11 protein-coding genes are annotated in these 12,565 nt (G+C 63.9%); 7 read left to right on the top strand and 4 right to left on the bottom strand.

Annotation, left to right across the window (positions count from 1 at the left end; all coding sequences use genetic code 11):
- Positions 1 to 127: 127 nt before the first annotated feature.
- Entirely contained in the window at positions 128 to 1,318 is a 1,191-nt protein-coding gene (locus tag C2U40_RS13225; RefSeq protein ID WP_103827678.1) for an amino acid aminotransferase, read from the top strand.
- Positions 1,319 to 1,420: 102 nt separating this feature from the next.
- Here the strand turns inward: C2U40_RS13225 and moeB are convergent, their stop codons facing one another.
- Entirely contained in the window at positions 1,421 to 2,176 is a 756-nt protein-coding gene (gene moeB / locus C2U40_RS13220; protein WP_103827679.1) for a molybdopterin-synthase adenylyltransferase MoeB, read from the bottom strand.
- Positions 2,173 to 3,399: a molybdopterin molybdotransferase MoeA gene (moeA, locus tag C2U40_RS13215; RefSeq protein WP_085735246.1), complete on the bottom strand. Its 1,227-nt coding sequence runs from the start codon at positions 3,397 to 3,399 to the stop codon at positions 2,173 to 2,175. The genes moeB and moeA overlap by 4 nt, the downstream gene beginning before the upstream one ends.
- Before the next feature lie 305 nt (positions 3,400 to 3,704).
- Here moeA and folE point away from each other — a divergent pair, with 305 nt between their 5' ends.
- Complete coding sequence (gene folE / locus C2U40_RS13210) at positions 3,705 to 4,361, top strand: GTP cyclohydrolase I FolE (RefSeq protein ID WP_011705496.1); 657 nt, start codon at positions 3,705 to 3,707, stop codon at positions 4,359 to 4,361.
- Between the two features lie 424 nt (positions 4,362 to 4,785).
- Entirely contained in the window at positions 4,786 to 6,441 is a 1,656-nt protein-coding gene (locus C2U40_RS13205) for a methyl-accepting chemotaxis protein (RefSeq protein ID WP_103827680.1), read from the top strand.
- 241 nt (positions 6,442 to 6,682) lie between these two features.
- On the opposite strand, the gene C2U40_RS13195 is transcribed toward C2U40_RS13205, so the two are convergent.
- Entirely contained in the window at positions 6,683 to 8,413 is a 1,731-nt protein-coding gene (locus C2U40_RS13195; protein WP_103827682.1) for a formate--tetrahydrofolate ligase, read from the bottom strand.
- A 66-nt stretch (positions 8,414 to 8,479) separates the two neighbouring features.
- Between C2U40_RS13195 and C2U40_RS13190 the strand changes: the two genes are divergently transcribed.
- Entirely contained in the window at positions 8,480 to 8,896 is a 417-nt protein-coding gene (locus tag C2U40_RS13190; RefSeq protein WP_103827683.1) for a hypothetical protein, read from the top strand.
- A gap of 29 nt (positions 8,897 to 8,925) precedes the next feature.
- Here the strand turns inward: C2U40_RS13190 and C2U40_RS13185 are convergent, their stop codons facing one another.
- Positions 8,926 to 9,828, bottom strand: a complete 903-nt coding sequence (locus tag C2U40_RS13185) for a LysR family transcriptional regulator (RefSeq protein ID WP_103827684.1) — start codon at positions 9,826 to 9,828, stop codon at positions 8,926 to 8,928.
- 110 nt (positions 9,829 to 9,938) lie between these two features.
- Between C2U40_RS13185 and C2U40_RS13180 the strand changes: the two genes are divergently transcribed.
- From C2U40_RS13180 to C2U40_RS13170, 3 genes are all read left to right on the top strand, one after another.
- Positions 9,939 to 10,499: a YceI family protein gene (locus tag C2U40_RS13180; RefSeq protein ID WP_011705502.1), complete on the top strand. Its 561-nt coding sequence runs from the start codon at positions 9,939 to 9,941 to the stop codon at positions 10,497 to 10,499.
- Positions 10,499 to 11,236 carry a hypothetical protein gene (locus C2U40_RS13175; protein ID WP_103827685.1) on the top strand — a complete coding sequence of 246 codons (738 nt, stop codon included), beginning with the start codon at positions 10,499 to 10,501 and terminating at the stop codon, positions 11,234 to 11,236. The genes C2U40_RS13180 and C2U40_RS13175 overlap by 1 nt, the downstream gene beginning before the upstream one ends.
- Before the next feature lie 186 nt (positions 11,237 to 11,422).
- The gene (locus C2U40_RS13170; protein ID WP_039215549.1) at positions 11,423 to 12,544 is read left to right on the top strand and encodes an adenosylhomocysteinase; all 1,122 of its coding nucleotides are present in this window, start codon (positions 11,423 to 11,425) and stop codon (positions 12,542 to 12,544) included.
- Positions 12,545 to 12,565 lie beyond the last annotated feature (21 nt).

Here is a 12,565-nt window from a genome sequence, read left to right as displayed (position 1 = left end):
GTGATATAAAGAGTTGACGAAGCGCTCGCCAGATGGGCGCTTTTGTTTGCCACGTGTTTTGCGTGTCACGGACGGTGTGCCAACACGCTTTGCCAGCCAACGAACTCAACGGAATACAGGGAATACCATGTTTGAAAAGGTTGTTGCCGCCCCAGCGGATCCGATCCTGGGCCTGACCGAAGCTTTCCGTGCTGACTCTCGCAGCCACAAGATCAACCTGGGGGTCGGGATCTACAAGGATGAGACCGGTGCCACCCCCATTCTCCACTGCGTCAAGAAAGCCGAGCAGAAGCTCTTGACCGACGAGAAGACCAAGAATTACCTCGGTATCGAAGGCAATATCGAATATGGCCGCATCGTGCAGCAACTGCTGTTCGGGCAAGATTCTGCGCTGGTCGCCAGCGGCCGCGCCAAGACTGCTCAGGCACCGGGCGGTACCGGTGCCCTGCGCATCGCCGCCGAGTTCGTGGTGCGCAACGGTCTGGCCAAGACTGTCTGGATCTCCGATCCCACCTGGGCCAACCACGTCAGCGTGTTCCAGGCTGCTGGCCTTTCCGTCAAGTGGTACAAGTACTACGATGAGGCCAGCAAGGGTCTCGACTTTGCCGCCATGCAGGCCTCTTTGGCTGAAGTGCAGGCTGGCGATCTGGTGCTGCTGCACGGTTGCTGCCACAACCCGACCGGTATCGACCCGACCGCTGATCAGTGGCGCGCACTGGCCAAGCAGAGTGCTGCTGCCGGCTGGCTGCCGTTGTTTGACTTCGCCTATCAGGGCTTTGCCCGCGGTATCGAAGAGGATGCCGAAGGTCTGCGCATCTTCGCCGAGTGCCACGACGAGCTGCTGGTGGCGAGCTCCTTCTCCAAGAACTTCGGCCTCTACAACGAGCGGGTCGGCGCCTTCACCCTGGTCAGTGCGACCAAGGAGATCGCCGACGTGGCCTTCACCCAGGTCAAGACTGTCATTCGTGCCAACTACTCCAACCCGCCGTCACACGGCGCCGCCGTCGTCACTGCCGTGGTGAGCGATCCGGCCCTCTATGCCGAGTGGGTGGAAGAAGTGGCGGCCATGCGGGTGCGCATTCGCGAGATGCGTGAGCTGCTGGTGGAGAAACTGGCGGCGCGCGGGGTGAACCAGGACTTCAGCTTTATCCGCGAGCAGAACGGCATGTTCTCCTTCTCCGGTCTCTCCAAGGATCAGGTGGAGCGCCTCAAGAGCGAGTTTGCCATCTACATCGTCGGCTCGGGCCGGATCAGCGTGGCCGGTATCACCCGTGCTAACATAGATCCGCTGTGCGATGCGATCGCCAAGGTGTTGTAAGCACCACCATCAGCATCTGTTCAGTAAAAAGCCCGCCGGGGAGACCCGGCGGGCTTTTTCGTCTTTTCTCATAGCCGCATCATGATGCGAAAACGGCCTTGTTCACCCGTGCGAGCAGACCGGGCAGTCGGGGCGCTTGGGTAGCTTCATTTCGCGAAAGGTGCCGCCAAGGCCGTCGATCATCAGCAGGCGGCCGCTGTAACTGCGGCCCATCCCTGCCAAGAGTTTGATGGCTTCGAGCGCCTGCAAGCTGCCCACCAGTCCCACTACGGGGGCGAGCACCCCCGCCTCGACGCAGGTGAGCGCCTGCTCGCCGAACAGGGCGCTGAGGCAGGCGTAGCAGGGTTCCCCCTTCTGCCAGGTGAAGCTGCAGACTTGTCCCTCCAGCCGGATGGCGGCGCCGCTGACCAGCGGCACGCCGTGTTGGCGGGCTTTTTGGTTGAGCAGGTTGCGAATGGCCAGGTTGTCGGTGCAATCCAATACCAGCTGGTGGCGGGGTAAGAGGGTATCGAGCAGAGCCTCGTCGGCCACGGCGGCGTGGGTCTCCACCTTGAGCCAGGGGGTGAGGGCGCGCAGGGACTGGGCGGCGGAGTCCACCTTGTAGTGGCCGATGCGCTCATCGGTGTGCAGCACCTGGCGCTGCAGGTTGGAGAGCTCCACCCGATCGAAATCGACCAGAGTGAGCTGGCCGACCCCGGCCACCGCCAGATACTGGCTGGCGGCGCAGCCGAGGCCGCCGGCGCCGATCACCAGCACATGAGCCTGTTTGAGCGCCTCCTGGCCCTCGAAGTCGAAGGACTTGAGGATGATCTGGCGGTTGTAGCGCAACAGCTCGGCGTCGCTCAGGATCTCGCTCACAGCAGCAATCCCCCGAATGGTTCGACGGTGACCGTCTCGCCTGCCGCGACACGCCCCCGCTCGCGCTCAAGGACGATGTAACAGTTGGCGCGCGACAGGGAGCTGAACACGGCGGAGTCCTGCGAGCCGGTGCTGCGCACCTCCAGGCCGTTTGGCCCCTGAGTCAGGATGCCGCGCTGGAAGTCGAGCCGGCCCGGCGCCTTCTTGAGCGGCTCTGCGGCAATGGCTGGCAGTTGAAGCGGGCGCTCGAAACGTTGGCCCGCCAGCTTGGCCAGCGCCGGTTGCACCAGCTGATCGAAGGTGACCATGGCGGAGACCGGGTTGCCCGGCAGACCGAAGAACCAGGCGTGGGGCAGGCGACCGAAGGCAAACGGCTTGCCCGGCTTGATGGCCAGCTTCCAGAAGCCGATCTCGCCGAGCTCCTCCAGCAGCTGTTTGGTGAAGTCCGCTTCCCCCACCGAGACGCCGCCTGTGGTGATGAGGGCGTCGGCCTCGCGGTCGGCCTTTTGGAAGGCGGCGCGCAGCTGGGCCGGATCGTCCGGGATGATGCCAAGGTCGAGGCAATCACAGCCCATGCGATCCAGCATGGCTCGCACGCCGTAGCGGTTGGAGTCGTAGATGTCGCCGTGGGCGAGGGGGGTGCCGACCGGCTTGAGCTCGTCACCGGTACTGAAGATGGCCACTTTGAGCGGCCGACGTACCGGCACGCTGGCAATGCCGAGGGAGGCCAGCAGCGGCATCTCCCGGGCAGTGAGGCGAGTACCGGCAGCGAGCACGCTGGCGCCCTCGCGGATGTCTTCGCCACGGCGGCGAATGTTCTGGCCGGGCACCGGCGTGGTCAAAAAGGTGATCCTGTCGCCATCGGCCTGCGTTTCTTCCTGCATCACCACCGCATCCGTCCCGGCCGGCACCGGGGCGCCGGTCATGATGCGCACGCAGTGGCCGGCGGGCCACTCACCCTGATAGGGCTGGCCGGCAAAGGCCTTGCCCGCCATGATGAGGGGAGCGCCGACGGCGAGATCGGCCAGCCGCACCGCGTAACCATCCATGGCGGAGTTGTCGAACGGGGGCACGGAAAGAGGGGAGGCGATATCCATGGCGAGTACCCGGCCAAGGGCCTCTGGCAGGGGCAGCTGTTCGCTGTCGCAGCAGCCGTCAAGCTGTGCCAGCATGCCCTGCAGGGCGTCGCTCAGGGGGAGTAGTCCGCTGGTATCAAATCCCATGTCATGACCTCATTGTGTGATGGAGGGGGAGTAGAGGGCGGATTATCCCAAAAATCCAGCTGGATGGGCAGGTTGCCGCGGGATAAAACCGATTGGCTGCACAGATAGGCCGCGACCGGAGCGAAAGGGTACCCCCGTATGGGGAGCGCCGGCGGGGTAAAATTCGCCGGATTGGCATAAAGTCAGGGAACAGGCTTGAGTTAGCTTGAATTATGACAATAATCGCCGTTTACTATTGCGCCAAAACAGAATGCCGTCATAGACAAGGCGGCCATCACAGTCCCTGAGCGTGGGAGAGGAACAAGATGACGAGCTTAAGTCGGGAAGCCCTGTTGGTCAGGGCCGCCCTCGAGGCCGAGGGCCTCGAAACACCTCTGGTGGCCAATGCACTGGACGGTCAGCAGAAGCGGGAGAAGATCGAGGGCCACATGCGCGCCATCATGGAGACGCTGGGGCTGGATCTGGCCGATGACAGTCTGGCGGAGACGCCGCACCGCATCGCCAAGATGTACGTCAACGAGATCTTCTCCGGCCTCGATTACGCCACCTTCCCCAAGGTGACGGTGATCGAGAACAAGATGAAGGTGGACGAGATGATCATGGTGCGGGACATCAGCCTCACCAGCACCTGCGAGCACCACTTCGTCACCATCGACGGGCTGGCCCACGTGGCCTACATCCCCCGTGGCAAGGTGATCGGGCTCTCCAAGATCAACCGCATCGTGCAGTTCTTTGCCCGCCGTCCCCAGGTGCAGGAGCGACTGACCCAGCAGATCCTGCTGGCGCTGCAGACCCTGCTCGGCACCAAGGATGTGGCCATCAGCATCAAGGCGACCCACTTCTGCGTGAAGGCCCGCGGCGTGATGGACTCCACCTCCTACACCACCACCACTTCCCTCGGTGGGGTGTTCAAGACCCAGCCCGATACCCGCGCTGAATTCCTGGCCGGCCTGAAGCGCTGATCTGCCCGGAGACGTGCCGCCGCGGCGGCATGTCTCCTCGCTCTCCCCTCCTTTTTCCTTCTCCTGGCTGCTCGCCGGTCACCCGACGATTTTCCTCAAGGGATTGGCAGACCCGGTCGATATATCGTTTCATGGCTTGGGTGCGCTCTTTGGGAGTGCAGGCAAGCCGGCAAGGTGCCTGTTCCGGTGGCTCTCTCGACCGGGGTCTTGCTGCTGTTTCCCTGCCATGTGCCATGTGCCATGTGCCATCGTGGCTTGGGCTCGGCGCTTGGGCAGATCGGCACTTTGGCAAAACTGTTCGCCTCGTTCATGCAAGGACATAGATTCATCAAGGCTGGATGAGCCGCCATGGAGGCGGTGACCGCGGATCGTATCGCTACGGTCCAGACGAGCGTTATCTGTTCACTCATATCCAGGACATGCCATGAATACCAGTACCATGACCATTGGCCAGAAACTCACCGCCGGCTTTGCCGTGCTCGGCCTGATGATGGCCTTCATCGGCGGCTTCTCGTTGCTGCAGTTCGGCAACATGAACCGGGCGGCCATCGGCTTTACCGACAGCATACTGCCCGCCGTGGTGCGCACCAGCACCCTGGGTGAGACCATCAACACCCTGCGCCGCTATGAACTGGATGTGTTTCTGGTGGCAGCCGACCCGCAGCAGCGGGCCCACTATCGGGATCTCAGCGAGCAGAGCCTGCAAGAGGTTGCCCGGCAGGTCAAAGCCCACGACGCCACCATCTGGGCAGAGGATGTGGAGGAGCGTCGCACCTTCGATATCGTCAAGCAGGATTGGGACAAGTACGTCGCCCTGCACCAGCGGGTGCGGTTGATGCAGGATGGCGGCCAGCTGGCCGAGGCCCAGCAGCTGTTCATGAGCGAGGGGATCACCCTCTATACCAATCTGGCCAAGTCGGTGGCGGACCTGATCCGCATCAACCACGGCTACTCCGTCAACTCCCGTGCCCAGGTGGTGGAGGCGTTTGACAGCGCCAAGCTGAGCATCATCATCGCCCTGCTGCTGGGACTGGGGCTGGCGGGCGTGCTCTCCACCGTGCTGACCCGCCAGATCCGCGATCCCTTGGTGATGCTGGCCCGTCAGGCGCAGCGCATCGCGAGCGGTGATTTGGGCAAGGGCGAACTGCAGGAGTGGATCCGCGGCAGTCGCTTCAAGCGTGACGAGTTGGGTCAGCTCGGCGCCGCCATCGATCGCATGCAGGGTTCGCTTGCGGATCTGGTGAGCGAGATCGCCGGCTCGGTGAGCCAGCTCAGCAGCGCGGTGGAGGAGGTGAGCGCCATCTCCGAGCAATCCGCCACCGGCATGGCTCGCCAGCAGAGCGAGGTTTCCCAGGTCGCCACCGCCATGAACGAGATGCAGTCCACCGTCAACGAGGTGGCCCGCAACACCACGGACGCCATGAGCGCGGCCAAGGATGCCTCCCGCACCTCGACCCAGGGCAACCAGGTGGTGCGCAGCGCCATCAGCAGCATCGAGGAGGTGTCGGTCAAGATTGAGCAGGCGGGCGCCGTGGTGCAGCAGCTGGAGCAGGACAGCAACAACATCAGCATGGTGCTGGACGTCATTCGCGGTATCGCCGAGCAGACCAACCTGCTGGCGCTCAACGCGGCCATCGAGGCGGCCCGTGCCGGCGAGCAGGGTCGCGGCTTTGCGGTCGTTGCCGACGAGGTGCGCTCCCTGGCCCAGCGTACCCAGAACTCCACCGCCGAGATCAGCAAGATGATCGAGGTGTTGCAGGAGCGCACCGCCGAGGCGGGCAGCGCCATGCAGCTGAGTCGCCAGCAGATGCAGGAGAGCGTGGGGCTGGCCCGGGAAGCGGGCAGCAGCATCGACACCATCAACGGTGCCGTCACCCAGATCACCGACATGAACACCCTGATCGCCACCGCCACCGAGGAGCAGAACGCGGTGACCGAGGAGCTCAACCGCAGCATCGTCAACATCCACAATGCGGCCGACGAGAACGCCCTGGGGGCCCAGCAGACCGCCCAGGCCTGCGTGGAGCTGAGCAAGCTGGCCAATACGCTGCACCATATGACCCAGCGTTTCACCCTCTAAGGCTGACCCTTGGTCACAGATAACAGAAGGCCCCGCCAATCGGCGGGGCCTTGTTGTTTTGGCAGGTTTGTTGGTAGCCGGGTCGATGAGCGCAGTGTCATCGGCCGGCGCCAGACCCTTTATCCGATCACTTAGCTCAGGCCGACGATATCGCCGTTATCGTCGATATCGATATGACGGTAACCGGTGGCAGGCTGTCGAGGCGGTGGCTTGGCCTGCAACTGGCACTCACCATCAACCATCAGCTCAGGCCGACTATCTCGCCGTTATCGTCGATATCGATATGACGGTAGGCCGGCAGGCTGCCAAGGCCCGGCATGGTCATGATGGGGCCCGCCAGGGCATAGACGAAGCCAGCACCGGCGCAGAGCCTCACCTCCTCGATGGGCACCTCGAAGTCGGTCGGCACCCCCTTGAGGGCCGGGTCATGGCTGATGGAGAGCGGCGTCTTGGCCACACAGACCGGCAAGTGATCCCACCCCTCGGCAGAGAGTTGCGCCAGCTGCCGGCGGGCTTTATCGGAAAGCTGTACGCCGCGCCCGCCGTAGCCGCACTCCACCAGAGTCGCCAGCTTGGCGTCCAGGCTCGCCTCGTCGGGGTAGAGCAGTTTGACCTTGCCTGGCTGCTCACAGGCGGCCACCACCGCCTGGGCCAGCTCGCTGGCACCGGCCCCACCCTGGGCAAAGGCGCTGGAGATTGCGCTGCCACAAGCGCCGGCCTGCATCGCCGCGCGGGCCAGCAAGGCAAGCTCGGCCTCGCTGTCGGTGGGGAAGCGGTTGATGGCGACCACCACCGGCACCCCGTAGCGGCGGGCATTGGCGATGTGCCAGCCGAGGTTGGCGCAGCCCTGCTCGAGGGTCGGCAGATCCTCGCGCAGCAGGCTTTCCGGCAGCGGCTGGCCCGGGCGGATGTCGAGCAGACCGCTGTTGGCCTTGAGGCCGCGCACCGTCGCCACCAGCACCACGCAGGCCGGCGTGATGCCGGACTGGCGGTGCTTGATGTTGAAGAACTTCTCCAGCCCCATGTCGGAGCCAAAGCCCGCCTCGGTCACCACGTAATCGGTGAGGCCGAGGGCCATGCGATCGGCGATCACCGAGGAGTTGCCGTGGGCGATGTTGGCAAAGGGGCCGGCGTGCACCAGCACCGGGGTCTGCTCGGTGGTCTGCATCAGGGTCGGCTGCAGGGCCTCTTTGAGCAGTACCGTCATGGCGCCCGCCACTTCCAGCTGCTCGGCGGTGATGGGCTTGCCGTGCAGGTCGCGGGCCAGCTGGATGCGGCCGATGCGCTGACGCAGGTCTTTCAGATCGCTCGCCAGCGCCAGAATGGCCATCAGCTCGGAGGCGGCGGTGATGACGAAGCGATCCTGGCGCTCGACGCCATCGGCGGCGCTTCCCTGTCCAATCGTGAGGTGGCGCAGGGCGCGGTCGTTCATGTCGAGGGTGCGCGGCCAGAGGATGTTGTCTGCATCGATATCGAGCCGTTGCAAACCGGTTCTGGCGCTGAACTGGTCGCCGAGTTTGCGCTCATGGAACAGGCGGGCATCGAGGGCCGCCGCCGCCAGGTTGTGGGCGGCGGTGAGGGCGTGAAAGTCACCGGTGAGGTGCAGGTTCATCTCCTCCATCGGCACCACCTGGGCGTGACCGCCACCGGCGGCGCCCCCCTTGACCCCGAACACCGGGCCCAGGCTCGGCTGGCGGATGGTAGCGATGCTGGGCCGGCCGATATGGTTGAGCCCCATGGAGAGGCCGAGGGTGGTCACCGTCTTGCCCTCGCCAAGCGGGGTGGGGGTGATGGCGCTCACCAGCACCAGCTTGCCCGCCGGTTTGGGGAGAGACTTGAGCAGCTCGAGGCTGAGTTTGCCCTTGTAGTGACCGTAAGGATGGAGCTGGTGCGAAGGGATGGCGAGGCGTTCGGCCAGCGCGTGAATGGGGAGACGGGGGGACTGGCGGGAGATCTCGATATCGCTTAGCATCAGCACCTCGTTGGCATGTCAGGTCAAATATGCGGCGCAGTCTAGTGGAATCAACAGGGTTATCCAATGAGTAATAATATTTTGTCCGGCAATCGTGAGCTGCATCTAACGCCCATCGAGCTGGATCTCAACACCCTCTATCACCCGCCCAAACAGCCGTTGACCGCGCTGGGGATCGTCAGCGCCTTCATCCCGCTGTTTGGTTATGGCTGGCAGGCGATGACCCAGGATCCCGAGACCCACTTTCGCCATGAACTGGGCAAACGCATCAACAAGCACAAGACCGACGAGGCCAATCTCATCCTGACCCTGCAGCTGGCCGGCATGCTCGATTGCCACTGCCTGCACATCACCCTGCCCTATGCCTTTGACGAGGCGCAGCTGGCGACCCTGCGCCAGCGCCTGCCGCGCTGGCAGCTGAGCCTGCGCGACTTGCTGCTGGTGGCCGAGCTGCCGCTGCCTGCCGATAGCGTCGTCTCTTAGCCATCCCGTCACCTCGGCCGCGGCAAGACTTAAGCCTTGCGATCCCAGTAGTGGGGGGCGAGATAGCGCTCCTGCACGAACTCGATGAAACAGCGCACCTTGGCCGAGACGAAACGGCGGTGCGGATAGAGGGCATAGAGCCCCACCTGCCCCTTCTCCCACTCCGGCAGCAGTGACACCAGCTCTCCCGAGCGCAACGCATCGCCGACGATGAAGGTGGGCTGCAGTATGATGCCCTGATCGTCGCAGGCCGCCCGGGTCAAGGCCACCCCGTTGTTGGCCCGCAGCGGCCCCTGCGGGCGCACGCTCAGCTGCTCGCCATCCCGTTTGAACACCCAGTCCGGCTGGGTCAGGGTGTAGAGCAGGCAGTCGTGCTGCTTGAGATCCTCCGGGGTGCTCGGCGTGCCTCGACGGGCCAGATAGGCCGGGCTGGCGCACACCTCCAGCCGCATCATGGCCAGCGGCTTGGCCACCAGGGAGGAGTCCGGCAGGTTGCCGATGCGCAGCGCCAGATCGAACCCCTCTTCCACCAGCGCCACCCGTCGATCGCTGTACTCTATCTCCAGCTTCAGATCCGGGTAGCGTTCGCGAAACAGCGGCAGGGCGGGGGAGAGGTGCAGGTAGCCGAAATCCATCGGCACCGACAGCTTGAGGGTGCCCTGGGGCTGCTGGTTGTTGCGGGTGAGCTGGCTGTGGGTCTCTTCAAGTTCCGCCAGCAGCGCCTGGGAGCGCTGGTAGTAGAACTGGCCGGCCTCGGTGGGGTTGACCTGGCGGGTGGTGCGCGACAGCAGCCGGGTGGAGAGCGACTCCTCCAGCTGCTGCATCAGCTTGGAGGTCATGGCGACCGAGATGCCGAGCTGGTTGGCGGCCTTGGTAAAACTTTGACACTCCACCACCTTGATGAAGGTGCGCATGGCGGCTATCTGGTCCATCTTTCACTCTCAGTTGATAATTATTTTAATAAATCGCTGATTATCTATTCCGATATGGAGGTTAGCATCTTGGCTGTTGTTGTGAACCCCCAATATGAAGGAACGAACGGATGAAAATGACCAAGGCCCTGCTGGCCTCCTGCCTGTTTATGGCGGCTCCCCTGATGGCAGCCGATTACGACGTCGATGCGGCGCACACCACGGTGCAGTTCAAGGTGGGTCACCTCGGCTTCTCCGAACTGGTGGGCCGTTTCAATACCTTCAGCGGCACTTTCAGCATGGACGACGCCAACCCGGCGGCGGCCAAGGCGAGCTTCGAGATCGATGCCGCCAGCGTGGATTCCAACCACGAGCCGCGCGACAAACACCTGCGCAGCCCCGATTTCCTCGATGTGAAGCAGTTCCCCAAGATGACCTTCGTCAGCTCCGGCTATGAGGGCACCAAGGATAAGGGCGTACTGAAAGGCACCCTGACCCTGCACGGCGTCTCCAAGGAAGTGGCCTTCGATCTGGTCCACATCGGTGAAGGCAAGGATCCCTGGGGTGGCTACCGCAGCGGCTTCAACGCCACCACCACCATCAAGCGCAGCGACTTTGGCGTGAACTACATGGTGCCGAACATCCCCGACGAGATGAGCATCAATCTGTTCGTCGAAGGCGTGCGCAAGTAATGGGCGCTGCACTCCTGCTGCAAACCCTGGCGGCTCCTTTGGGAGCCGCTTTGCTGTCGTGGCGCTGGCCGCGGCTGGGGTATCTGTGGGGCGCCCTGGCGCTCTGGTTGGTGGGCTGCCTGCTGGGCGGTGTCTACGGGCTGCCGGTCAAGGCGTGGCAGTGGCTGCCGCTGACTCTGCTGGTGCCCGCCCTGGCGGCGCAGCTGACCGACCAGCGGGCTGCGCTTGCGCTGTTTGCCGCTCTAGGGGCGCTGGTGTGGTGGCAGGGGCTGGCCTCTGTGCTGGCGAGCGAGCCTGCCATCTGGCTGGCGTTGCTGCCTGCCATCGCCTGGCTGGGATGGACCGGGCTGCGCGGTGACAGCCGCGAGGGGCTCGGCTTTGCCCTCGGCTTCATCTGGCTGGCGCTGGTGATCGGCATCGACGGCAGCCTGCTGATTGCCCAGCTGGCCGGCGCGCTGGCGGCTTTCGCCGGTTTCCGTGCTCTGCTCGGGGCCTTTGCAGGCAGCCAGGTGGCGCCCGCGGCGCTCGGGTTGGCGCTGGCCTTTGTCCAGATGCTCGCCTGGCAATACGTGGAAGTGCCGCTGCTGGTGCTGCTGCCGGTCTGGTTGCTGCCGCTGCTGGAGTGGACCTTGCGCAGCAAGCCCTGGATCCAGCGCTGGTTCGTGTTGATCCTGCTGGCGGGCGCAGGAGCCGGACTCAGCCTCTGGAAGGTGTGGCCGGAAGCCTCGTTGTACTGATTTTTAGCATAAAAAACAGTCAATTAACCCGAAAGTTGACGGCTGTGTCATAGTCTGCACAGATAAAGATTGAGCCCCATAGTGGTTTCAGATAAAAAGGTTTTTCAATTATCTGGATACACACAGAACCCGGTCTGACCGGGTTCTGTTTGCCTGCTTGTTTGCGGCGCGCTAAGGAGGCCACAGTTGCGCAGTCAAGGATCTGAGCATCTGTTTTTTCGCCATTTCACCGAGCAGGGACGTCTCGACGGGCTCTGCATCCTGCTGGTTACCCATCTGCTTCCCGATCGCCCCCAGTTTATCCAGGCCCTCGATCAGATCGGGCGGATCGGCGCCATCCTGCCCAAACCCAAGTCAGTGCATGGACCGACCCTGACCTGGGCCCAGCAACACTATCCGGTACTGCCCCTCAATCGCCAGTGGACCAACACCCCGCAGGGGGTGATCGAGCACATAGCCCCGCTGGTGGCGCCCCATGAGCGGCTGATCATCCTCGATATCGGGGGCTATTTCGCCAAGACCCAGGTCACCCTCAGCGAGTATTTCGGCCCCCGCTTCCTCGGGGTGGTGGAGATGACCGAGAACGGCCATCAGCGCTATGAGCAGGAGGTGCTGGCCACCCCGGTCATCTCGGTGGCGCGCAGCCCCCTCAAGCAGGCCGAGGATATCCAGATTGGCCTGAGCGTGGTCTACTCCGCCGAATCCCTGGCCCGCACCCTCAACCGTACCTTCAATGTCTGCCAGGCCGCCCTGTTCGGCTACGGCAAGGTGGGCCGCAGCATCGCCCGGGAGCTCAGGTGCCGCAACCTGCACCTGGAGCTGGTGGAGACCGACGTGCTGCGCCAGGTGGAGGCGCTTTCCCACGGCTTCAAGCTGGTGGGCAAGGCCGAGGCCCTCGGCCGGGCCGAGCTGGTGATCTGCTCCACTGGCAACGGCGCGCTGGATTTGGCAGATCTGCAGCAGCTGCGCCCTGGCACCATGGTTGCCTCGGTCACCTCGGCGGACGACGAGTTTGCGTTCTGCCTCGCCCAGCTGCCCTGGCCGAGCGAGGAGGTGTGCCCCCACGTGCTGGCGCTGACCCGCCCCGACGGCAGCACCATCTTCCTGCTCAACCGGGGCGAGGCGGTCAACTTCGTCCACGGCGCCGTCATCGGCGAATATGTCTATCTGGTGCTGGCGGAGATCATCGAAGGGGTGCGTCAGCTGGCGCTGCAGCCGCTGGCCCCCGGTCTGTTCGACCTGCCGCAGTCGACCATGCGCACCATTGCCCGCCACTGGCTGGCCGACTTCCACGGGGTCGCCCAGTGAGTGCCTTTTTCTTAGCCGCCA

The sequence above is a fragment of the Aeromonas sp. ASNIH4 genome, from assembly GCF_002934425.1.
GTDB classification, from domain to species: Bacteria; Pseudomonadota; Gammaproteobacteria; order Enterobacterales; family Aeromonadaceae; genus Aeromonas; species Aeromonas hydrophila.
The sequence above is the reverse complement of the archived record's forward strand: the minus strand, read 5'-3'. Positions and strand labels throughout refer to the sequence as shown.